The organism is Acidovorax sp. 59 (assembly GCF_002754175.1).
Lineage (GTDB): Bacteria > Pseudomonadota > Gammaproteobacteria > Burkholderiales > Burkholderiaceae_C > Acidovorax > Acidovorax delafieldii.
The window spans coordinates 488903-507341 of record NZ_PEET01000001.1 but is presented as its reverse complement, the minus strand read 5'-3'; the positions used below and the strand labels follow the sequence as shown (position 1 = coordinate 507341).

Here is an 18439-nt window from a genome sequence, read left to right as displayed (position 1 = left end):
TCTGAAATCAACGAGCAAGTGCAGCCATCCTTTTCAGTTCCGGCTCAATCATTCGGGCCAGCTTCACCGGGTCTTGCACACCGTGGACATTCAGGGTGATCTGGATGCCAGATGAGGACTGACCCGCTGGGCGCGTTGCGCCGGAGCCGCCTTGCGCAGAGCTGGACGATGAGCCCTGTGTGGATGTAGGGGTGACCGTTGGCTGCCCTTGCGCAGGGCGTGAAGGACCGTCGCGGCCCTCGTTTTGAACCCTCTCGCGAGCCGCTGCCAGGATGGCTTCATTGATGGCCTTGATCACATCGCTTGGGTTCACCCCACCCACGATGCCATTCAGGCCGGCCGGGCGGTTGTATTGCTGCTCGAAGCTGTCGGCAATTTCAAGGGCTCTCTTCTCATCCAGGCCAGCAGCCTTGGCCTGATTGAATACGGATTCCTTGGTGGGGATCGTTGCCTCAAAGCGATTGCCTGCCGTGTTGAGCGCAAAGTTCTCCCTGTCCATGTTCCATTTTTCGCGGTACAGGGCCAGCTCTCGCTCTTTGAGCTGGTTGGCCTTCTCCTGCGCAGCGATCTCCCGTTCCTTGACATCGTTCAAGCGCTCCAGCGCGGTGCGGTTGTCATTGATCGACCGCGTTGCTCTGTCATGCGCCCCTGCGGCGCTGTCGGTGGCGTCACGCAGCCGCAGCGTGGTTTTGCCTGCCCTGTCGGCTTCAAGGTCGTAACCCCGAATGGCGGCCTGCGCCTGTACCCAAGCCGGTGCGATGCCGTTATTCGCTGCAATGGCCGCCTCTGCCGACTTCTTGAACGCCTCGCCCAATTCCCGAGCGCTGGCTTTGCCACTGGCAGTGAGGGTGTCGTAGGCATCCTTGGCCGTGGCTGCGGTTTCCTTCAGTGCGGCATCGCTGGTGATGCCCAGCTGCTTCATCGCCTCGCGCACACTGTTGATGCCAGGGGTTGCCTTGTCTAGGGCATCGGCCAATGCTTCGGCCTTGTCTTTTGCCTGCTCCAGCAAGCCATCTGCGATCTTGTCGCCCAGTACCTTGCGCACCTGTTCCACCTTGGCGCGGATCACTTCCAGGGCTTTTTCGCTATCAGCAGATTCAATGGCCTTGGTGAAGCTGGCGGTCAGTGCACGTCCGGTATCTACGCCCTGCGACTTGAGGCGATCCATCCCGGCAATCAGCGCATCCAGGTCATTGATGGCGCTGCGCGATGCTGCGCCGATGCGCCCCTGCAGCTGGTCAAACTCCAACCCGGTGCGCTTCACAGCCTCCCGCAGAACGGCATCCATCATCTGCGCAACACGCTCGCCCTCGCGGGCGGTACCTGCAAATGCGGCGCGGGCGGTCACTTCAAACTGGGCCAGGTCCTTGCCGTTGAGCGCCTTTGCCCAGGCGGCTTCAAACTCACTGGCAGACACCTTGCCATCGGCGGCCAGCTTGTCCAGCACCGCAGCAAAGTCCCGTATTCCCTGTACTTTGCCAAGGTCGAATGCATCGCTGACTTTCTTCAAAGCGTCGGCGGCGCTTTGGCCTTCTTTGGTCAGCTTATCGAACTCAGCCACCCCAACCCGCGCCGCCTTGGACAGCTCAAATTGCTTGTCAATCGCGGCCTGTGTGGCAGCAGCAAGGCGGGCCCGGTCGGCGGCTGCCTCCTTGGCAATCTCCCCAGCCAACTTGTCGGCACGTGCGATTTCATCGAAACGGTCCTTGTAGCCCACCAGCTTCGCCGTGGCCTCACCAATCCACGTGCCAATGTCTTTGAAGTTGACTGCCAAGCCGATCAGGGTGAAGGTGCGCAGGCTCGCAAGGATCGAGGCAAACCGCCCTGCCCCCACGGCCGCAGTGTTTGCTGCGGCGCCGGTCGCAACCATCTGTGCATTGTTCGCTGCTACGGCCGCCGCAGCCTGTTGCGCTGCCGCCCCAATGCCCAGGAAGTGCTGCGCCAAGCGCAGTGCGACGAACCCCGCTGCCGCCTGCCCTGCGTCAATCAGAAGACCAGCAATGGTGTTCAGGTTGGTGGCCAGCCCGTTGATGGCGGTAGCCGCCGCTACGCTTGCGCCGGTGGCCTTGTCGGTGTCGGCAACATACAGCTGCCACTGCGTGCTGAGGTTCTGGAGCGCCCGCCCCACCGTGAGCGGTAGTTTCTTGAACTCTGCGGCTACGGTGTCGCTCTGTCCTTTGAGGGCGCCAATCACGGTATCGCTGGTCAGCAATCCTGCTTCGGCCATTTTTCGCAGCTCGCCAGTGGTCACGCTCAGACCATCAGCCAGAGCACGCGCAAGCCTCGGGCTTTGCTCCATGACCGAATTGAACTCATCACCGCGCAGCACGCCACCTTGCAGCCCCTGCACCAGCTGGGTGATGGCAGCGCTCGACGCCTGTGCGCCTGCTCCGCTGAGCTGGATGGCCTGGTTGATGGTCTCTGTCAGGGCAAGCGCATTGGCTGAGGCGTCGGCCGTGCTCTGCCCTGCATCCTTGCCCGCTTGAACGAGACGAGAGAACAAGGTGCCCGTTTCCTCCAGGGCACTGTTAGTGCGCAACGCCACATCCCGCACGCCCGTCCAGGCGGTGCCAAATGCTGCGCCCTCTCCGGTAACCAGCTTCAACCGGGCCTGCAGGTTGTTCACCTGGTCAGCCGTCTGTGCAAGGTCGGTCGCCATGGTCTTGAAGCCCTGCAACCCAGCCAGGCCAGCAACGAACCCTTGAAGCCGCCCCAGCTGCTGGCTGATCGACTCCACACCGTCACCGATCTGGCGATGGGTGCGCACCATGGTGGCGCCAGCATCCTGTGCACCGGCTGCGGCGCGTGCGTATGCAGGCGCGATACCCGCCACCGACTCACGCACCATCGCCACTTCATTGCGCAAGCGCTGTTGCACGTCCACCGCGTTGTTGCCCGCAATGCCGTAGCGTTGCAGCCCGGCCTGAGCGGCTGCAAGGGCTTGCTGCTGCTGGGCGAATTCAGCACGGGCACCTTCGGCCGCAGCCTCCAGCCGCTGCAGCGCTGCTGCCTCCTGCGCCGTTGGCGGCCCGGCTTGCGCAATCTGCCGGCCAAAATCCGCCGCCTCTTTCGTTGCCGAGCTCAGGGCCTTGCTACTGGCTCCTGCCTCACGCTGCAGGTTCAGGAATGCGGTGATAGCTGCATCCTGCTCGCCAAGTTCGCGCAACCGCGTAGAGGCTGCTTTGGCTGCCGCTTGAAGGTCGCCGCCTGCAACCTTCGCAAGGTCCTCCAGGTCTGTGGCCAGTTGCTCAATGCTTCTCTCGCCTGCCACTTCGGCGTTGATCTTGATACCTATTTCTTGCATGGGAACCTCAATTCATAAAATGCGCAGATGGCCCGCCTGATCGCGTTCACCTTCTGCATTGCCTTCTTGGTGGGGGCTGGCGTGTCAGTGCGTGCAGGCATGGCACTGGCGGCGCTGGCCGCTGCTGGGCTGGCTGGATACGTGGTCTGGTGTGGCGTGTCGCTGCTCATCGGTCGGCAGCGGTAAACGACACGCAGCCTTGCCAGGGCTTGTGCCGATCACTCGGTGTTGAACAGGTCTGGTTGCGCTCGTGGGCGGTACAACAGGGTGTAGGTGCGAACCTCACGAACGTGGGTACCGCCCGCACACGGGATCTGCCGCCAGCCACGCGCAATGCCGTAGCCCATGCCGTACAGGTCGGTGCGCACCATCTCCGAAAGCACTTTGGAAATGCAACCGGTGTCGCACACCGCATCGATTTCCTTTTGTGTACTGGCAGGGTGTTTTTCTAGGAAGTTGGCAACACGCACGGCCTGTTCGGGGCGAGTGTCTTCTTGGGGCTTTGCTGGCGCTGCCATGCTGCACCTCAAGTCAAACGCGGCGCCAGGTCTGCAGGCGTCAGCGGCTCGAAGCCCGCACGCAGCACACTTGGCTGGCCTGGTTCAGACTCGGCCCGCAGATCACAGGTCTTGGCGTCATGCACGCGCAGCACACACAAGGCATCCACGGTGACACGCTGACGCCGCGACTGAGGCGGATATAGAAACATTGACTTTGCAGGGCCACCTTCTGCCATCCGGCGCAGGTAGGCTGCTGTGTCGGGCCGCTTCGCCTGCAGCTCTGCAACGTGCGTCTCGGCCATGATGGCGCCGGTGCCTGGCTCCACCTCCAGCACCCAGCAGGGCCACAGCACCAGCACTGATACCGGCTTGCAACCCGGCACACGCCAGAGACTGGAACAGATCACACCATCGCCCGATACCTTCGCAGCCATGGCATCTGCAGCAGCCTGCAGGCAATGTTGGGCGCTGTCGTGCGCTGCGTCCAAAGCTTTGTTGATACCGCCAGGGTCAGAGGCAAGGGCGCTCATTGCTTGCACTCCTGCGCCCCGCTGATGCGAGCATGCACCCACGCCATCACCGCAGACTCAGGCCAAACGGCATAACGGGCGGTGATACGAACGCGAGCCGGAAAACGGCCCTCTCTCATCAATTTGTAGATGGTGCTTTTTTTGCAACCTGTGGCGGTCTCCACGTCGGCGATGCGCAGTAAGCGCTCGCGGGGCGTTGCAGTTGTTACGGCGTGGACCGATGGGTCCGAAGTCACGTGCATTGCGGGTTCCTTTCATGTCAATCGACGCATCCGACGTGGTGCGTCGTGGCATGAACGGATGTTGTTTTGAACCCGAAAGAAAAACGAGGCAGGTAAATAGAAATCTATTTACATGCCTTGACTTTCATACCCACTTATGCGGTGGACTTTGAGGCAACCCACGGCACGCCTGCAGAAAGGCGACCTTGCACGGCCTCTTCCATCCCCAATCGCCAGTACCACCCAATACCATTTATGGCTACGAGCTCGCCTGGTCGCACATCAAACGCATCTGGTGGCGCGGCTATAACGATCCCGTCCAGAGTCGCCTCGGCGTGACCAACAGAGGGTTTGCCATCGGTGACGACTCGCAAACGACTTAGCCCTTGTGCCGCTTTCTCACCAGCATGAAGGCGCTTACGCAAATGCGTTTCCTCTGATGCACCTTTGAACCCCCGCGCCGCCCATAGCTCCATGACGGCTTGTCGTGCTCTGCTTTTAGCCCTCGGGGCAGACTCGCCACCGAGAAACCACCGATACGCCAAGAACAAAGCCACATCGCGTGCAACTTTCTTTGGTGCGCCCTGTTTTGCCATTGGCGTAAATCGGACGCCAGAAAGTCGCCCGACAAAGCGGCGTGTCACACCTCGCGCATCAGTCAAATGACCATCCAGAACGTGTTCATCCGCACCATCGCCAAAATCGTTAGCGTAAAAAAGTCCTTTCAACGAATCACCGGACATGCGGTCGCGGACAAGGACTTCGACTGCTCTCTGGACTGGCTTCTTAGTTGTCACGCGGTAAATCCATGAGCGGAAATAGCGAAATAAAGCGATAGCATTTGGCCAGACATGGGGCAAACCACGGGCTACACCAACCCTCGCTCTGCCATGCTGAGGGCCTGCGTACTGCTCACAATCACGTGATCCAGCACGCACACATCCACCAGCGCCAGCGCCTGTTTCAAGGTCTGGGTCAAACCTTCATCTGCACGGCTGGGTTGCACAGCGCCACTCGGGTGGTTGTGCGCCAGGATCACGGCGGCTGCGTTGTGCCGCAGCGCAGCCTGCACCACATCCCGGGGGTACACACTTGCTTGAGTCAGGGTGCCGGTAAACATGCGTTCAAACGCGATAGCTCGGTGCTGCGCGTCCAAGAAAATCACAGCGAAATGCTCCACGGGTTCAGCCCCCAGGTGTAGGCGCAGGTAGCTTTTCACCGTGTCGGGACTGTCGAAAACGCTGCGGTCCTCGGTCATCCACCCCCGCAGAATCGAAAGCGCCTTTTCAATGGTGGCAAGGTCACGCGCATACAGGTGCCGCCGGTAGCTATGAGAAGCGCAGCCCATGCCGTACTCTGGCAGCTGCTCACCTGCTTTGGGGTGACGCAAGCACGCAGGCTTGCGCCTGGTGATACTGGTAGCCTGCATGGCTCAGGCCCTCCCTTGCAGAGCATCAGCGCAAGCCATCAACTCAGCCGCAACGGCCCGCGCCTGCTCTGCCGTGAAGTTCATGTAGCTTTGCATCATGTTGTCACTCAGGCACACCTGAACAGAATCACCGTGACGGGTTGCACCGATGGTCATGTGGTGGTCTGCGTCCACCACCGCCGATGCATGGCGCCGGTAGAAAGAATTTCGGCCGCAAGGAGTGCTTTTGAACGCAATGCCGCTCATACCCGGCCCCCTTGCAAATTGACTTGTTGAATGTCCGATGCGAAGGCATCCAAGCCGCGCAGCGCGGCCAGGGCCTGCAAGGCCTTGCGGGCAGCTCCTGGCACGTTCGCATCAGGCAGGCGCAGGTAGTGCAACGCCATGGCCAGGGCGTTGTGGGCATCGGCATACAACTGGATGGGGTCTGTGGGGGTTCCAAGGCGGTTGCCTTGCGAGCTGGTGGGCGCAGCGCTGCGGCTGGCCAGGGGGATGACGGGTGTCATGGCTTCTTGCTCCTTTGCGAGACTTGAAACCACCGCATGCGTTCTTACGCGCATGGGGTGGACGGGATGTTAAGAACACGCGCAAAGACGTGCGCCAGGCGTTACCGCTGTGGCCATCCCGTCCGAAACTAAGCGTACGGCCAAAAGCCGCACGCGCTGAATACAGACGTGACAAAACCTCACTATCGGGGAGGTCGCGCCGCTTTGCGAAAAGGTGTTCTTACGCACCGGCCCCGGTCAGGGGTTGCGAGAATTATGCACGGCCCTCAGCACCATTGGCAACGCCAGCTGTATGTCCACTTGCGGCCAAGCACTCGGTTGCAGCCGCACATCAACAACAGTCAGGTCATTTTGCACGCTGGCATCAACGCCGTAACCAATGCGACGGGTCCAGTAACTCACTGGGGAAGGTGCTCTGCTAGCTGTCTGATCACGGCATAGGGCCAGAGCGGCGTACCGCTAATCTTTTTGCCCTTAGGCACCAAGCCTTTATCTACCCAGCGATAAAACGTGGTCTTGCCAATGGGCAGCACGCCACGCCTGCGCGGTGTGCTGAAGATATCGGACGCACGTAGCAAGCTGCTGTCGTTGTACTGCGGTAGGGTGTGCTGTGTACTGTCAATCATGGTTGGCTCCAATCTGAAACGCCAGCCGCTGAAACTGCCGTCTCGCTCCGCGTTAGCCGCGCCGCAATCCAAGCCTGCAAAACCATCTGCACAAAAGACCGCGCTTCATCCAATGTCATGGGATTGGCGGGCGGGGCAAATCGTTGATGTCCGTGCCTGGAGGCATCCCCTGCTGCACTCGAGTTGGCAGTGTGCTCAAAACGCTTTTGCTGCGTCTTGCTCGCCCAGCCATTTTTAACTATCGAGCTGCCAGCCCCGAGCACGTCATGCTCGACAACCTCAAAAAGCGGCACAAGACCCCTCCAAGTGCCAGCGTCTGGCATTACAGCCAACCGCATCGCTGTCGCTACAACAGGATCAGTTTGGGCCAGCGTTGCAAGCCGCACAGTCAACGGCGCAGGTTGCGGCACCGGTACCAACTCGCCATTACGGCCCGGTCTTAACACTTCAGCATGAAATTCGACATTCACGCCGAGTGTTACCTGCATGGATGCGTATACATGTCTTGTGCCATTCTGTTGCCGAAGCATCACGCCACCCACCGACAGCGATGTCTGGGCTTGGTGTGCCACCTTCAAAACACCCGACAACAATTGGACCTTTTCAGTCGCGGCAATCAATACATCCTTGGGGCTGGCTTCGGCAGAAAAGCCGCCAATCACCAAAAGCGTTTGGTCCGTGCTGTCATCCTTGTAAATGCGCATTCCCTCGTTGATGAAATGCTGCGCTAAGTGCTGCAGATCGCGATCATCCCCGTGTAGGTCCACTTCCCAGCGAGGGAGCGGCAGCTGTTCCATTTTCATGGGTTACTCCTCCAGGTTTTGCGTGGACTGCGATGCCCCCGCTGGCCGGTTGCTGTGACCAGTATTCGGCGGAGGCAGCAATTGCGAGACCGGCCGCGCTTCTAGCCACTCGTCAATCTCTGGGACAAGGAAGCCCACCCTACGGCCCGACAGCTTTCGCGGAGATGGAAAGTCACCTTCTCGAACTAGCTTTTGCACAGTCGAAACTGAAAGCGCGACGTACAGCGCAACGTTGACCAAATCCAGCGCACCCGGTTTTAAGGCCGTCTGTCGGGCAAACGGTCCTGGTCCTGCGAGTTTCGCCATGCATCCCTCCTGTTACGTGCCTAGCCAAAGCATACCCATCCCTGATGGAAAAGCCGGACGGAGGTGCGCCAGGGGAAGGCCCTCACGCGCTCAATTCCATAGATGTGCATACGTGTGCAACGCCATCAGGCGCCGAACATCCTGCGCCGCTGCTCTGCGGTGGAAGTGTCACCCCGCCGGCAGGTTGGCAGAGCGGCATCCTCTGAAGGGCTGGGGCGGGGTTCAACGGATATGAATGTATGAATGAATTTCACTATTCAATAAATACTCCCCTTGTCCCCGCTTTGTCCCCGGCCTGACCCCGGTTTGTCCCCGGTAGCCATTTCCTGCAAACCCACGTGGCTGCTGGGTTCTGGCAATTTGTCCCCGTGTCCCCGGCACTTTTGGCGGTTATGGTGCCGAAGGAAGTGCAAAGCGGCCCCATGCGCCCATGAAAAAAGGGCCTCGCGGCCCTTGTGTCTGGTGCTAGCGGGGCTCATGCGGCCCGCTGAGGCATCTTCACTACGTTGCCCGCCTTGCGGCCGTCCAGGTAGTCCGCCCACCACTGCAACAGCTTCTCCCGGTCCTTCAAGTAGGTGCTGCGGTGATAGGCCGCCCGCACCTGGTTGCGCTCCTTGTGGGCGAGCTGACGCTCGATCACATCGGGGTTCCAGCCGCATTCATTGGCCACCGTGGAGAACAGCGCCCGGAACCCGTGGGCCGTGGCCGTGTTCTTGTAACCCATGCGGGCCATGGCTGAATTGAAGGTGTTTTCGCTCAGGGGCTTGCTGGGGTAGAAGGGGCTCGGGAACACCAGTTCGCGGCCACCGCTGAGGGGCTGCATGCTGCGCAGCACCTCCACGGCCTGACGGGACAGAGGCACGCGGTGCTCTACCCGCATCTTCATGCGCTCGGCAGGGATCACCCACAGGGCCGCATCGAGGTCGAACTCTGCCCAGCGGGCGCCGCGCACTTCGCCGGGCCGGGTGCCTGTCAGCACCAGCAGGCGCAGGGCATGCACGGTGTGGGGGTCGCCGTCATAGGCGTCCAGCTTTTTCAAGAACTCGGGCAGATCCTTGTCCGCCAGCGCGGCCCGGTGGCGCACCTCGCGGGGCTTGAGGATTTCAGACGGCACCAGGTCAAGCATGGGGTTCGCTTCGATCCGCCCGTGTGTGACGGCCCAGCGATAGATCGCCTTCACCCGCTGCAGCACGCGGCCCGCCTGCTCCCCTGCCCCGCCCGCCTCAACGGCTTTGACCGCATCCATGACTTCACGGGGTTTGATGCTGGCCAGGGGGCGGGCGCCCAGCGTCTTGAACACATGGCCCTCAAGCGATGCACGAATGCGCGTCATCGTCAGGGGCTCCCAGCGGCCTGCCTGGTGCTTGAGCCAGTCGCCAGCCACGGCCTCCAGAGTGTTGATGGCCTCATGCTCCGCCTTGGCCTTTGCCTCCTTGCGCACGGCGCCAGGATCAGCGCCCGCCTGCAGTTGCTGCCGCGCCTCATCGGCTTTTGCCCGCGCGTCCCGGAGGCCCACGGCTGGGTACACGCCCAATGCCAGCAGCTTCTCTTTGCCTCCGTGCCGATACTTCAATCGCCAGTACCTGCCGCCCGCCTTGGTCACATCCAGGTACAGCCCACCACCATCAAAGTGTTTGCCGGGTTCGGTCAGGTTGCGCAGCTTGGCGTCTGTCAGCTTCATGGTGGGGGGGTATCCTTCGCAGCGTGGGGGTACATTTGGGGGTACATTCCGCGAAAAGTCAAACCATACCCAGCATTCATGGGGCCTAGTGGCCAAAGTTCGAGTGCTGTCGAGGGACCAAATTCACAGCCAAAATGCCGGCAAGCGTTAGTGCAATATGCGCTGATAGCTATCAAATTTGAAGCAGACTCACACACTACGTACGCTGCACCAGCCAGCCTGTAGTGAGCCCCGCACACCCTACTTCGGATCTGTCTTGCCTTCCGGCCCTCGCCGGGGCGGCGCAAGGTGTTCTGCGGCCACAGCATCGGCCGAAGGATCATCCGGGCTGACCAGGGTGCCCGCTGCGGCACCACCCAACGCACCGGCGATGCCGCCCAAAGTGCCCCCAACTACCACCCCCACCGGGCCCGCGACGGCCACGCCCACGGCGGCGCCGGCTGCGGCGCCGGCCATCATGCCGCCGCCCATCAAGGCGGAGTGGGCTTCGCGCTCTGCGTCTTCAGGCTCCAGCGCGGTCTGTGCGCCGGTCCGGGGGTCTTGCGACGGGATGCCGTAGCCGGGGCGTGCTTGCTCGGCCAGGTCTTCGTCCACCGGTGTGGCGGTCGCAGCGGAATGGAGGGTGGATGGAATCATGATGGGCTCCTTGGACATGGGGCGACGGCGCCAACGGGGTGCCGTCACTGTCCCTTTTTTAGCCCTGCAGCTAGGCCGCCCTTGCCAGCCTGAAGACCACACCACTGTCAGGCAATGCGCCGTGCCATGGCACCGCCCTCATGCCGCCTGCGGTGCCGCGCGGTCTGCAGCAGCGGGCCGCGCAGCCGTCATGGCACTACCCATCGACGCGGCCATGATGCAGCCAATGGCCAGCCACTGCACCACGCTCAGGTGCTCGCCCAGCAGCGCCATGGCCACCAGTGCAGCCACCGCAGGCTCCATGCTGATCATGATGCCGAAGGCCTCCTTGGGCAGGCGCTTCAGGGCCATCATCTCCAGCGAGATCGGGATGGCGCTGGACACCGCAGCCACCGCCACGCCAATGAGCAGCACGGCGGGCGACAAGAGCGCCGCGCCCGCATGCACCACGCCCACCGGCACTACCACCAGCGCGGCCACGAGCAGGCCCAGCGATACCGAATGCCCCGCGTGCAGGTGCCCGGCGCGCTTGCCGAACACGATGTACAGCCCCCAGAACACGGCCGCGCCCAGGGCGTAGAAGACGCCCACCGGGTCCAGCGTGCTGCCGTTAAGCCCCAGCGGCAGCAGCATGCCCAGGCCCGCGATGGCCAGCGCCACCCACACAAAATCCACCGCGCGACGCGACGACCAGATCGCCACGGCCAAGGGGCCCGCGAACTCGATGGCCACCGCCAGTCCAAACGGCAGGGTGCGCAGCGACATGTAGAACATGAGGTTCATGCCGCCCAGCGTCGCGCCGTACAGCATGACGGCCCGCGCGTCGGCGCGCGACAGGTGCCAGCGCCAGGGCCGCCACAGCAGCAGCACCAGCAGCGCCGAAAAACCCACGCGCACGGCGGTGGTGCCCTGCGCCCCGACCACCGGAAACAGCCAGTGCTTGGCCCACGAGGTGCCAATGCCCAATGCGGTGACGGAACCCAGCACGGCCAGGAAGGGAAAGAACCGGTGCAAAAGAGAACGGAGAGGAGAAGCGCTCATGGGCTGAAAATATAGTGCGACCCCAGCGTGCTTTTGGCTCGAATTTCGGGGCCTGCACGCAACTTTCGCTCACCCCGAGACCCCGTTCCAAGGAACCTCCATGGCCACCCCGGCAGCACTTGACCGCTTCGACCTCGCGATCCTCGACATCCTGCAGGCCGACAACACCACGCCCCAGCGCGCGATTGCGCAGGCGGTGAACCTGTCGGCGCCTGCGGTACAGCGGCGCATTCAGCGGCTCAAGGACAGCGGCGTGATCCGCGCCAACGTGGCCGTGCTGGACCCGGTGAAGGTGGGCAAGCCGCTGACCATCGTGCTGGAGGTGCACCTGGACAACGAGCGCCCCGACCGCACCGCCCCGCTGCGCGCGCGCATTGCGGCGGAAGACGCGGTGCAGCAGTGCTACAGCGTGACGGGCGAGGCAGACTACCTGCTGGTGGTGAACGTGGCGTCGATGGCAGACTACGAGGCGCTGACGCGGCGGCTGTTTGAGGGGGACGACAACATCAAGCGCTTTCGGACCTCGGTGGCGCTGGCCAGCCTCAAGACCGGGCTGCGCGTGCCGCTGGACAGCGCAGCACCCGCTGCCTGATCACCGGTCACAACCCCAGTCCCGAATCCCAAATCCCAACTCACAGACCCAGCATCTGGCGCATCTGCCTGCCCGTAAGGCGCTGGCGCGGGCCGCCCAGCAGCTCGCACATGCGCGCATTGAGCGGTGCCGCCATGCCCTGTTGCGCCGCCAGCCGCACCACGGCGCCGCACAGCGCGTCGATCTCCGTCACGCGCCCGGCCTCCAGGTCGTCCCACATCGACGAGCGCGCCGTGGCGTCGATCTGCAGCATGCGCTTTGCCAGTCGTGTGAACAGCCAGTTGGGCAGGCGCAGCACATGGGGCAGCAGCGTGGGCGACACGGCGGTGACCTGGGCGGGGGTGATGCCCGCGCGCGCCATCACGCGCAGCGCCTCGGTCTGCAGCGCAGCAAAAACACGGCGGCAATCGCGGTCCAGCAGCTCTTGCCGCAGGGGCAGGTTGGACAGCGCATTGACCGGGTTGTTGAGGTTGAGCAGCAGCTTGCCCCACTGCACGGCACGGATGTCTGGCGGCAGCGTGGTGGCCAGGCCGGCGGCGTTGAACAGGGGCGCGATGCGCTCGGTGACCGCGTCGCGCTGCAGCTGCAGGTGGCCTGCGGTGGCGCGGTGCACCTGCGCGCCACGCAGCACCACGTTGTAGGGCACCATGCCCGCCAGCACGTTCAGGCCGGGCGCCAATGCGGCGATGCGGGCCACGTTGTCCACGCCGTTTTGCAGCGAGATCACCGGTGTGCCGGGCGCACAGGCCGCCGCCAGCTCGCGAGCGGCAGACTCGGTGGCGCCGCTTTTGACGCACAGCAGGATGATGCTGTCGACACCGGGCGCGGCGTCAGCCAGCGTGGCAGCCAGTTGCAGTGTGGACGTGGGCACGGTGCGGTCAAAGCCGTCCAGGTCAGTGACCTGAAGACCGCGGAGCGCGATGGGCTCCAGCGCATGCGGCCGCCCCACCAGGCACACCGGCTCGCCATGTGCGGCCAGGCGCCCACCCACATAACAACCAATGGCGCCTGCGCCCAAAACGATGAAGTTCATGCCGATGCGTGTGTACGGTGGTGGAAGTGGACGCAGGCGGACCAGGAACCGGCACAGCCTGCGCGCTACCCCCGCATTGTGCGGGGCAGGCCCCTGGCGGCGTGGCGCGCACGTGACGAGGCGCTTTGAAGCACTCAGCGGGTGCTTTTGAGTGCTTTTGAGCCGATAGCGCTAGTGCAATATGCCTGGACAGCTATGCAATTAATAGCAAACAGGGCATCACGCAGCTCAGGGCTTGGCAGCCACAAACCGCACGGTCACCCGCAGACCGCCCAGGCGCGCCGAGCTGTCCAGCGCCACGGTGGCGCCATGGCTTTGGGCGATGGCCTGCACGATGGCCAGACCCAGACCGCTGCCGGGCGCACCGTCGGCGGTGACGCGCACAAACCGCTGCATGGCCCGCTCGCGGTGCTCGGGGGCGATGCCGGGGCCGCTGTCTTCCACGGTGAGCACGGCGTGGTCGCCGTCGCGGCGCACCTGCAGGTCCACCTGGCCGCCGGGCGGGCTGTATTTGATGGCGTTGTCCAGCAGATTGCGGGCCAGCATGCGCAGGGCCTCGGCATTGCCTGTGACGGTGGCGGCGTCCGATTCAAGCAGGCCCACATCCATGCTGCGCGCCTGGGCTACGGGGGCCACGTCGGCCAGCGCCAGTTGCGCCGTGGCGCGCAGGTCCACCGGATCGTTGACGGCCGTGCTGGCCTCCTGCCGGGCCAGGGTCAGCAGCTGCTCGACCAGCCGTGTGGCGCGCTCGATGCCGGCCGACAGGCGTTCGATGGCGGCCGCCCGCGCGGCGTCGTCGCCCGCACGCTGCAGGCCCTGCAGTTGCAGGCGCAATGCGGCCAGGGGGGAGCGCAGCTCGTGCGCGGCGTCGGCCACAAAGTGCTGCTGCGCCTCGAACGCGTGCTGCACGCGCTCGAACAGCAGGTTGAGTTCGCTCACCAGCGGCTGCACCTCATCGGGCAGTTGTGCATCGCTCACGGGCGAAAGGTCGTCGGCCTGGCGCTTTGCCAGCTGGCGGCGCACGCGTTCCACCGGGGCCAGCGACCGGCTCACGCCCCACCACACGGCCAGCACCAAGAGCGGCGCCATGATGGCCAGCGGCGCCAGCGTGCGCAACGCCAGGCTGCGGGCCATGTCGCGCCGCGCAGCCATGTTCTGCGCCACCTGGATGACTTGCGAGCGCGTCTGCATCGAGAACACCCGGTAGGTGCCGCCGCGCGCCTGCACGTTGGTGAAGCCCAGCACGGCAATCTGTGGCAGGGCGGCGCCCACGGCGGATTCAAAAATGCGCAGGCCCTCGTTGGTCCACACCTGCACGATGAACTCGTGGTTCTCGTCCTCCGGGTCCAGGCCCGGGCCCAGGCCTTGGGCATCCACCGGCAGACCCGAGCGCAAAGCCAGCGCCGTCTGCTGCATGTGGTAGTCGAACAGCGCATCGGCCTCGTCCAGCGCGCCCCGGTAGGCCAGTGCGCCCTGCACTGCGCCTGCCAGCACGATGGCAGCCAGCAAAAACATCAGCAGCCGCATGCGCAAGGAGCGCGGGAGCAGGGCCTGAAAGGTGCGTGAGATTTTTTCCATCACATCTTCGGTACCAGATACCCAACACCGCGCACGTTCAGCACCAGGTCAGCCCCCAGCTTCTTGCGCAGGCCGTGGATGTAGACCTCCACCGCGTTGCTGCTCACCTCGTCGCCCCAGCCGTAGAGTTTGTCCTCCAGCTGCTGGCGCGACAGCACCATGCCGGGGCGGGCAATGAGCGGCTCCAGCACCGCCCATTCGCGCCCCGACAGCACCACCGGCGTGCCGCGCACCGTCACCTCGCGCGTGGCGGGGTTGATGCTGACGCCCTGGTGTTCGTACACCGGCTCGGCGCGGCCCGCTGCGCGGCGCAGCAGGGCACGGATGCGGGCCAGCAGCTCGTCCAGGTCATAGGGCTTGAGCACGTAGTCGTCGGCCCCGGCATCCAGCCCCTCGATGCGCTGCGCCACGGCATCGCGCGCGGTGGCCACCAGCACGGGCGTGCGGTTCTTGCGGGCGCGCAGGTCGCGCAGCACGGTCAGACCATCGCGTTGGGGCAGGCCCAGGTCCAGCAGCACCAGGTCATACGCCTGGGTGCGCAGGGCCGTGTCGGCCGCGTCGCCATCGCGCGCCCAGTCCACCGCGTACTGCTCGGCGCGCAGCAAGTCCAGCACGGCTTCACCGATCATGGAATCGTCTTCAACAAGCAGCAGGCGCATGGCAAGGGGGCAGAAAGGTCGGTCGGTCAGGAGTGCAGGAAATGGGCTGGCTGCCAAGGATAGCGGCGGCATGGGCGCTGGCGCAGCACCGGGCTGCCAGAACGACTTAAATTTGACACATCACTGTCACAATGAAAGCGCCACGCGCACACCGTCCGCCCCAGGGGCCGGGCCACCACCACAAAACACAAGGAGCAAGACCGATGGCGATTCCGATGGCATTTCCCCCTCTCCACCACGTTGCTGCAGCCGTTGCGCTGGCCGCACTGGCTTCCACTAGCGCCCAGGCACAGGGCGTGGTCAACGCGCTGTGCAGCACCGACGCGCCCTGGTGCGAAGCGGCCGCCAAGGAGTTCACCCGCAAGACCGGCATCAAGGTGAACCAGGCCCACAAGGGCACGGGCGAGATCGCCGCGCAACTGCGCGCCGAAGCCAACAACCCCAAGACAGACATCTGGTGGGGCGGCACGGGCGACCCCTTCTTGCAGGCCGCCGAGCAGGGCCTGCTGGCCGAATACCGCCCCGCCTATCTGCACGACCTGCACAGCTGGAGCGTGCGGCAGTACGCCATGTCGGGCCACCAGGTGGGGGGCTTTTACAGCTCGGCCATCGGCTTTGGCTACAACACCGAAACACTCAAGAAGAAAAAGCTGCCCGAGCCGCAGTGCTGGTCCGACGTGATCAAGCCTGCCTACAAGGGCGAGGTGGAAATCTCGCACCCTGCCTCCAGCGGCACGGCCTACACCGTGATCGCGGGGCTGGTGCAGCTGATGGGCGAAGACAAGGCGTTCGACTACCTCAAGGCCCTGCACAAGAACACCACCACCTACACCCGTAGCGGCCAGGCGCAGGCGCCCAACGTGGCCAAGGGCGAGGTGGGTGTGGGCATCACCTTCATGTTCAACTTTGAGAAGTGGAAGGCCGACAAGTACCCGGTGAAAACCCAGGCGCCTTGTGAAGGCACCAGCTACGAGGTGGGCGGCATTGCGCTGGTCAAGGGCGCGCGCAACATGGATAACGCCAAAAAGTACTACGACTGGCTGATGAGCCCCGAAGGCCAGGCCGTGGGCGCCCAGGTGGGCAGCTACCAGGTACCCGCCAACAAGACCTTCAAGATGGACCCGCGCATCCCGACGCTGGACAACGTGAAGCTCATCAAATACGACTTCGAGAAATACGGCAAGGCCGCAGAGCGCAGGCGCCTGATCGACCGCTGGACCAAGGAAGTGGAGGCGCTGCCGCGCTGATGCACAGCGCCTGCCGCAGGGCCAGAGCCGACGGCAGGCGCAGGCCATGGATCAGCCCAGGCGCACGGGCACAAAGATCTTGTCGCCGTCGCGCTCAATGAGCAGCGCCACCGACTTGCCCGCCTTGGCCATGGCGGCACGCACCTGCGTGATGTCCTTGATGGGCGCGCCGTTGATGGCCAGCAGCACGTCGCCCGGCTGCACACCGGCCGCAGCGGCGGGGCCGCGCGCCTGCTCGATGACCAGGCCCTCATTGAGGCCTGCCGCGCGCCGCTCCTGCGGGTCCAGCGGACGCAATGACAGGCCCAGTTGGCCCTTGCCCACGGCATCGTCGTTGCGCGCCTGCTTGATCGCCTTGTCGCTGGCGTCGCCCAGGGTGGCGGTCAGCTCCAGCGGCTTGCCCTGGCGCCAAATCGACAGCTTGGCCTGTTGGCCCGGCTGCGCCTGGCCCACCCAGGCGGGCAGGTCACCCGAAGCGACGATGGGCTGGCCGTCCACCTGGCGGATCACGTCGCCGGCCTGCAGGCCGGCCTTCTCTGCGGGGCTGCCCTTGCTGACGCTGGCCACCAGCGCGCCTTCGGGCTTGTCGAGGTTGAACGACTCGGCAAACGCCTGGTTCACCTCTTGCACGGCCACGCCCAGCTGTGCGTGGCGCACCTTGCCGGTGGCAACAATCTGGTCTTTGATCTTGGCCGCCAGCTCGATCGGGATGGAGAACGAGACCCCTTGGTAGCCACCCGAGCGGCTGTAGATCTGCGAGTTGATGCCGACCACTTCACCGCGTGCATTGAACAAAGGCCCGCCCGAATTGCCAGGGTTCACCGCCACATCGGTCTGGATGAAGGGCACCAGGCTGTCGTCGGGCAGCGAGCGGCCCTTGGCGCTGACCACACCCGCCGTCACGCTGTTTTCAAAGCCAAAGGGCGAGCCGATGGCCAGCACCCATTCACCCACCTGCAGGTCGCGTGTACTGCCCAGGCGCACCGTGGGCAGGTTCTTGGCGTCGATCTTGAGCACGGCCACGTCGGTCTTGGGGTCAGAGCCCAGCACCTTGGCGCGGAACTCGCGGCGGTCGGTGAGCTTGACGATGACTTCGCTGGCACCCTTGACCACATGGGCATTGGTCAGCACCAGGCCATCGGGGCTGACGATGAAGCCCGAGCCCTGGCCGTGCGTGGGTACGTTGGGCTGGGCCTGTGGCCCCATGCCGCCCGGAAAGCCGAACTGTCGGAAGAACTGGTAGAACGGATCGTTCGGGTCCATCTGCGGCGCCCGGCCCTGGCGCGCGGCGGGCTGGCCTTCGTCTTCGCCGTCGTCATCGGCCATGGCGGCCTTGGTGCTGCCCGTCACGCTGATGTTGACCACTGCAGGGCCGTTTTGCGCGGTGATCTGCGCGAAGCTGGGCAAGGCCCCGCCGGGGGCCGCAGGCGTCTGGGCCACGATGGCGGGGGGCGGGGTCAGCGCGCGGGCCTGGTGCCCGGTGATGAGGCCTGCGCCCGTGGCACCCACCGCACCAGCGGCCACCAGGGCCAGGATGAGGCGGCGGGGGGTGGAGGTCAGCGTTGTCGTGTTCATGGTGTGTGCCTTTCCAATCGGAGTTGCGATGGAGGGCAGTGTGGGCACCAACACTTAGACGAAACTTAGAGCGGCTAACAAAACTCCCCTGGCGTCGTTGTCTCGCCTTGTCGTACTGCTTGTACTGCCTGCGGCGAAACGCCTAGCCAGGGCCGCTTCGCTGAGTTTTGTG

General features: G+C 64.1%; 20 protein-coding genes and 1 pseudogene. 3 read left to right on the top strand and 18 right to left on the bottom strand.

The annotated features are described in order from the left end of the window. Positions 1 to 7 precede the first annotated feature (7 nt). Positions 8 to 3304 carry a tape measure protein gene (locus CLU87_RS02370; protein ID WP_099729369.1) on the bottom strand — a complete coding sequence of 1099 codons (3297 nt, stop codon included), beginning with the start codon at positions 3302 to 3304 and terminating at the stop codon, positions 8 to 10. A gap of 27 nt (positions 3305 to 3331) precedes the next feature. On the opposite strand from CLU87_RS02370, the gene CLU87_RS23235 reads away from it, so the two are divergent. Next, positions 3332 to 3490 (top strand): hypothetical protein, encoded by a 159-nt coding sequence (locus CLU87_RS23235; protein ID WP_158236056.1) that lies wholly within the window; start codon positions 3332 to 3334, stop codon positions 3488 to 3490. Between the two features lie 32 nt (positions 3491 to 3522). Here the strand turns inward: CLU87_RS23235 and CLU87_RS02365 are convergent, their stop codons facing one another. The 13 genes and pseudogenes from CLU87_RS02365 to CLU87_RS02310 form a co-directional block, all read right to left on the bottom strand. Further along, positions 3523 to 3822 carry a hypothetical protein gene (locus CLU87_RS02365; RefSeq protein WP_099729368.1) on the bottom strand — a complete coding sequence of 100 codons (300 nt, stop codon included), beginning with the start codon at positions 3820 to 3822 and terminating at the stop codon, positions 3523 to 3525. 8 nt (positions 3823 to 3830) lie between these two features. Further along, positions 3831 to 4334: a hypothetical protein gene (locus CLU87_RS02360; RefSeq protein WP_099729367.1), complete on the bottom strand. Its 504-nt coding sequence runs from the start codon at positions 4332 to 4334 to the stop codon at positions 3831 to 3833. Further along, positions 4331 to 4576, bottom strand: a complete 246-nt coding sequence (locus CLU87_RS02355; RefSeq protein ID WP_099729366.1) for an AlpA family transcriptional regulator — start codon at positions 4574 to 4576, stop codon at positions 4331 to 4333. Before CLU87_RS02355 ends, CLU87_RS02360 begins: the two co-directional genes overlap by 4 nt. Before the next feature lie 134 nt (positions 4577 to 4710). Next, the gene (locus tag CLU87_RS23085; RefSeq protein WP_143227229.1) at positions 4711 to 5352 is read right to left on the bottom strand and encodes a hypothetical protein; all 642 of its coding nucleotides are present in this window, start codon (positions 5350 to 5352) and stop codon (positions 4711 to 4713) included. A 71-nt stretch (positions 5353 to 5423) separates the two neighbouring features. After that, positions 5424 to 5951 (bottom strand): annotated as a pseudogene (gene radC, locus CLU87_RS02350) (DNA repair protein RadC); the annotation flags it as partial. 36 nt (positions 5952 to 5987) lie between these two features. Then, the gene (locus CLU87_RS23415; protein ID WP_099729364.1) at positions 5988 to 6230 is read right to left on the bottom strand and encodes a hypothetical protein; all 243 of its coding nucleotides are present in this window, start codon (positions 6228 to 6230) and stop codon (positions 5988 to 5990) included. Continuing rightward, on the bottom strand, positions 6227 to 6490 hold the full coding sequence (locus tag CLU87_RS02340; RefSeq protein WP_099729363.1) for a hypothetical protein: 264 nt from the start codon (positions 6488 to 6490) through the stop codon (positions 6227 to 6229). The genes CLU87_RS23415 and CLU87_RS02340 overlap by 4 nt, the downstream gene beginning before the upstream one ends. Positions 6491 to 6888: 398 nt before the next feature. Continuing rightward, complete coding sequence (locus tag CLU87_RS02335) at positions 6889 to 7116, bottom strand: AlpA family transcriptional regulator (protein WP_099729362.1); 228 nt, start codon at positions 7114 to 7116, stop codon at positions 6889 to 6891. Next, complete coding sequence (locus CLU87_RS02330; RefSeq protein WP_099729361.1) at positions 7113 to 7919, bottom strand: hypothetical protein; 807 nt, start codon at positions 7917 to 7919, stop codon at positions 7113 to 7115. The genes CLU87_RS02335 and CLU87_RS02330 overlap by 4 nt, the downstream gene beginning before the upstream one ends. 3 nt (positions 7920 to 7922) lie before the next feature. Next, positions 7923 to 8225 carry an AlpA family transcriptional regulator gene (locus CLU87_RS02325; protein ID WP_099729360.1) on the bottom strand — a complete coding sequence of 101 codons (303 nt, stop codon included), beginning with the start codon at positions 8223 to 8225 and terminating at the stop codon, positions 7923 to 7925. Positions 8226 to 8700: 475 nt separating this feature from the next. After that, positions 8701 to 9906: an integrase arm-type DNA-binding domain-containing protein gene (locus CLU87_RS02320; protein WP_099729359.1), complete on the bottom strand. Its 1206-nt coding sequence runs from the start codon at positions 9904 to 9906 to the stop codon at positions 8701 to 8703. Between the two features lie 240 nt (positions 9907 to 10146). Then, positions 10147 to 10542, bottom strand: a complete 396-nt coding sequence (locus CLU87_RS02315) for a hypothetical protein (RefSeq protein ID WP_099732002.1) — start codon at positions 10540 to 10542, stop codon at positions 10147 to 10149. A 138-nt stretch (positions 10543 to 10680) separates the two neighbouring features. Further along, positions 10681 to 11583 carry an EamA family transporter gene (locus CLU87_RS02310; RefSeq protein WP_099729358.1) on the bottom strand — a complete coding sequence of 301 codons (903 nt, stop codon included), beginning with the start codon at positions 11581 to 11583 and terminating at the stop codon, positions 10681 to 10683. Between the two features lie 100 nt (positions 11584 to 11683). Between CLU87_RS02310 and CLU87_RS02305 the strand changes: the two genes are divergently transcribed. Then, complete coding sequence (locus tag CLU87_RS02305; RefSeq protein WP_099729357.1) at positions 11684 to 12175, top strand: Lrp/AsnC family transcriptional regulator; 492 nt, start codon at positions 11684 to 11686, stop codon at positions 12173 to 12175. A 40-nt stretch (positions 12176 to 12215) separates the two neighbouring features. On the opposite strand, the gene CLU87_RS02300 is transcribed toward CLU87_RS02305, so the two are convergent. The 3 genes from CLU87_RS02300 to CLU87_RS02290 all read right to left on the bottom strand — a co-directional run bounded on the left by CLU87_RS02300 (position 12216) and on the right by CLU87_RS02290 (position 15445). Continuing rightward, on the bottom strand, positions 12216 to 13208 hold the full coding sequence (locus tag CLU87_RS02300; RefSeq protein WP_099729356.1) for a 2-dehydropantoate 2-reductase: 993 nt from the start codon (positions 13206 to 13208) through the stop codon (positions 12216 to 12218). A gap of 228 nt (positions 13209 to 13436) precedes the next feature. Then, positions 13437 to 14786, bottom strand: coding sequence for an ATP-binding protein (locus tag CLU87_RS02295; RefSeq protein ID WP_099732001.1), 1350 nt, complete (start codon positions 14784 to 14786; stop codon positions 13437 to 13439). Further along, positions 14786 to 15445 carry a response regulator transcription factor gene (locus CLU87_RS02290; protein WP_099729355.1) on the bottom strand — a complete coding sequence of 220 codons (660 nt, stop codon included), beginning with the start codon at positions 15443 to 15445 and terminating at the stop codon, positions 14786 to 14788. Before CLU87_RS02290 ends, CLU87_RS02295 begins: the two co-directional genes overlap by 1 nt. A 215-nt stretch (positions 15446 to 15660) precedes the next feature. Here CLU87_RS02290 and CLU87_RS02285 point away from each other — a divergent pair, with 215 nt between their 5' ends. Further along, positions 15661 to 16692, top strand: a complete 1032-nt coding sequence (locus CLU87_RS02285; protein WP_199170780.1) for an ABC transporter substrate-binding protein — start codon at positions 15661 to 15663, stop codon at positions 16690 to 16692. Between the two features lie 51 nt (positions 16693 to 16743). Here CLU87_RS02285 and CLU87_RS02280 read toward each other — a convergent pair whose 3' ends face one another. Beyond that, complete coding sequence (locus CLU87_RS02280; protein ID WP_099729353.1) at positions 16744 to 18267, bottom strand: DegQ family serine endoprotease; 1524 nt, start codon at positions 18265 to 18267, stop codon at positions 16744 to 16746. Between the last annotated feature and the right edge of the window lie 172 nt (positions 18268 to 18439).

Bases quoted from the DNA above. Each gene is read 5' to 3' on its own strand.
- CLU87_RS02290 (WP_099729355.1), bottom strand. From the start codon at position 15,445: ATGCGCCTGCTGCTTGTTGAAGACGATTCCATGATCGGTGAAGCCGTG.
- CLU87_RS02295 (WP_099732001.1), bottom strand. From the start codon at position 14,786: ATGGAAAAAATCTCACGCACCTTTCAGGCCCTGCTCCCGCGCTCCTTG.
- CLU87_RS02365 (WP_099729368.1), bottom strand. From the start codon at position 3,822: ATGGCAGCGCCAGCAAAGCCCCAAGAAGACACTCGCCCCGAACAGGCC.
- CLU87_RS02305 (WP_099729357.1), top strand. From the start codon at position 11,684: ATGGCCACCCCGGCAGCACTTGACCGCTTCGACCTCGCGATCCTCGAC.
- CLU87_RS23235 (WP_158236056.1), top strand. From the start codon at position 3,332: ATGGCCCGCCTGATCGCGTTCACCTTCTGCATTGCCTTCTTGGTGGGG.
- CLU87_RS02315 (WP_099732002.1), bottom strand. From the start codon at position 10,542: ATGATTCCATCCACCCTCCATTCCGCTGCGACCGCCACACCGGTGGAC.
- CLU87_RS23415 (WP_099729364.1), bottom strand. From the start codon at position 6,230: ATGAGCGGCATTGCGTTCAAAAGCACTCCTTGCGGCCGAAATTCTTTC.
- CLU87_RS02300 (WP_099729356.1), bottom strand. From the start codon at position 13,208: ATGAACTTCATCGTTTTGGGCGCAGGCGCCATTGGTTGTTATGTGGGT.
- CLU87_RS02330 (WP_099729361.1), bottom strand. From the start codon at position 7,919: ATGAAAATGGAACAGCTGCCGCTCCCTCGCTGGGAAGTGGACCTACAC.
- CLU87_RS02335 (WP_099729362.1), bottom strand. From the start codon at position 7,116: ATGATTGACAGTACACAGCACACCCTACCGCAGTACAACGACAGCAGC.
- CLU87_RS02325 (WP_099729360.1), bottom strand. From the start codon at position 8,225: ATGGCGAAACTCGCAGGACCAGGACCGTTTGCCCGACAGACGGCCTTA.
- CLU87_RS02320 (WP_099729359.1), bottom strand. From the start codon at position 9,906: ATGAAGCTGACAGACGCCAAGCTGCGCAACCTGACCGAACCCGGCAAA.
- CLU87_RS02310 (WP_099729358.1), bottom strand. From the start codon at position 11,583: ATGAGCGCTTCTCCTCTCCGTTCTCTTTTGCACCGGTTCTTTCCCTTC.
- CLU87_RS02355 (WP_099729366.1), bottom strand. From the start codon at position 4,576: ATGCACGTGACTTCGGACCCATCGGTCCACGCCGTAACAACTGCAACG.
- CLU87_RS02280 (WP_099729353.1), bottom strand. From the start codon at position 18,267: ATGAACACGACAACGCTGACCTCCACCCCCCGCCGCCTCATCCTGGCC.
- CLU87_RS02285 (WP_199170780.1), top strand. From the start codon at position 15,661: ATGGCATTTCCCCCTCTCCACCACGTTGCTGCAGCCGTTGCGCTGGCC.
- CLU87_RS02360 (WP_099729367.1), bottom strand. From the start codon at position 4,334: ATGAGCGCCCTTGCCTCTGACCCTGGCGGTATCAACAAAGCTTTGGAC.
- CLU87_RS02370 (WP_099729369.1), bottom strand. From the start codon at position 3,304: ATGCAAGAAATAGGTATCAAGATCAACGCCGAAGTGGCAGGCGAGAGA.
- CLU87_RS02340 (WP_099729363.1), bottom strand. From the start codon at position 6,490: ATGACACCCGTCATCCCCCTGGCCAGCCGCAGCGCTGCGCCCACCAGC.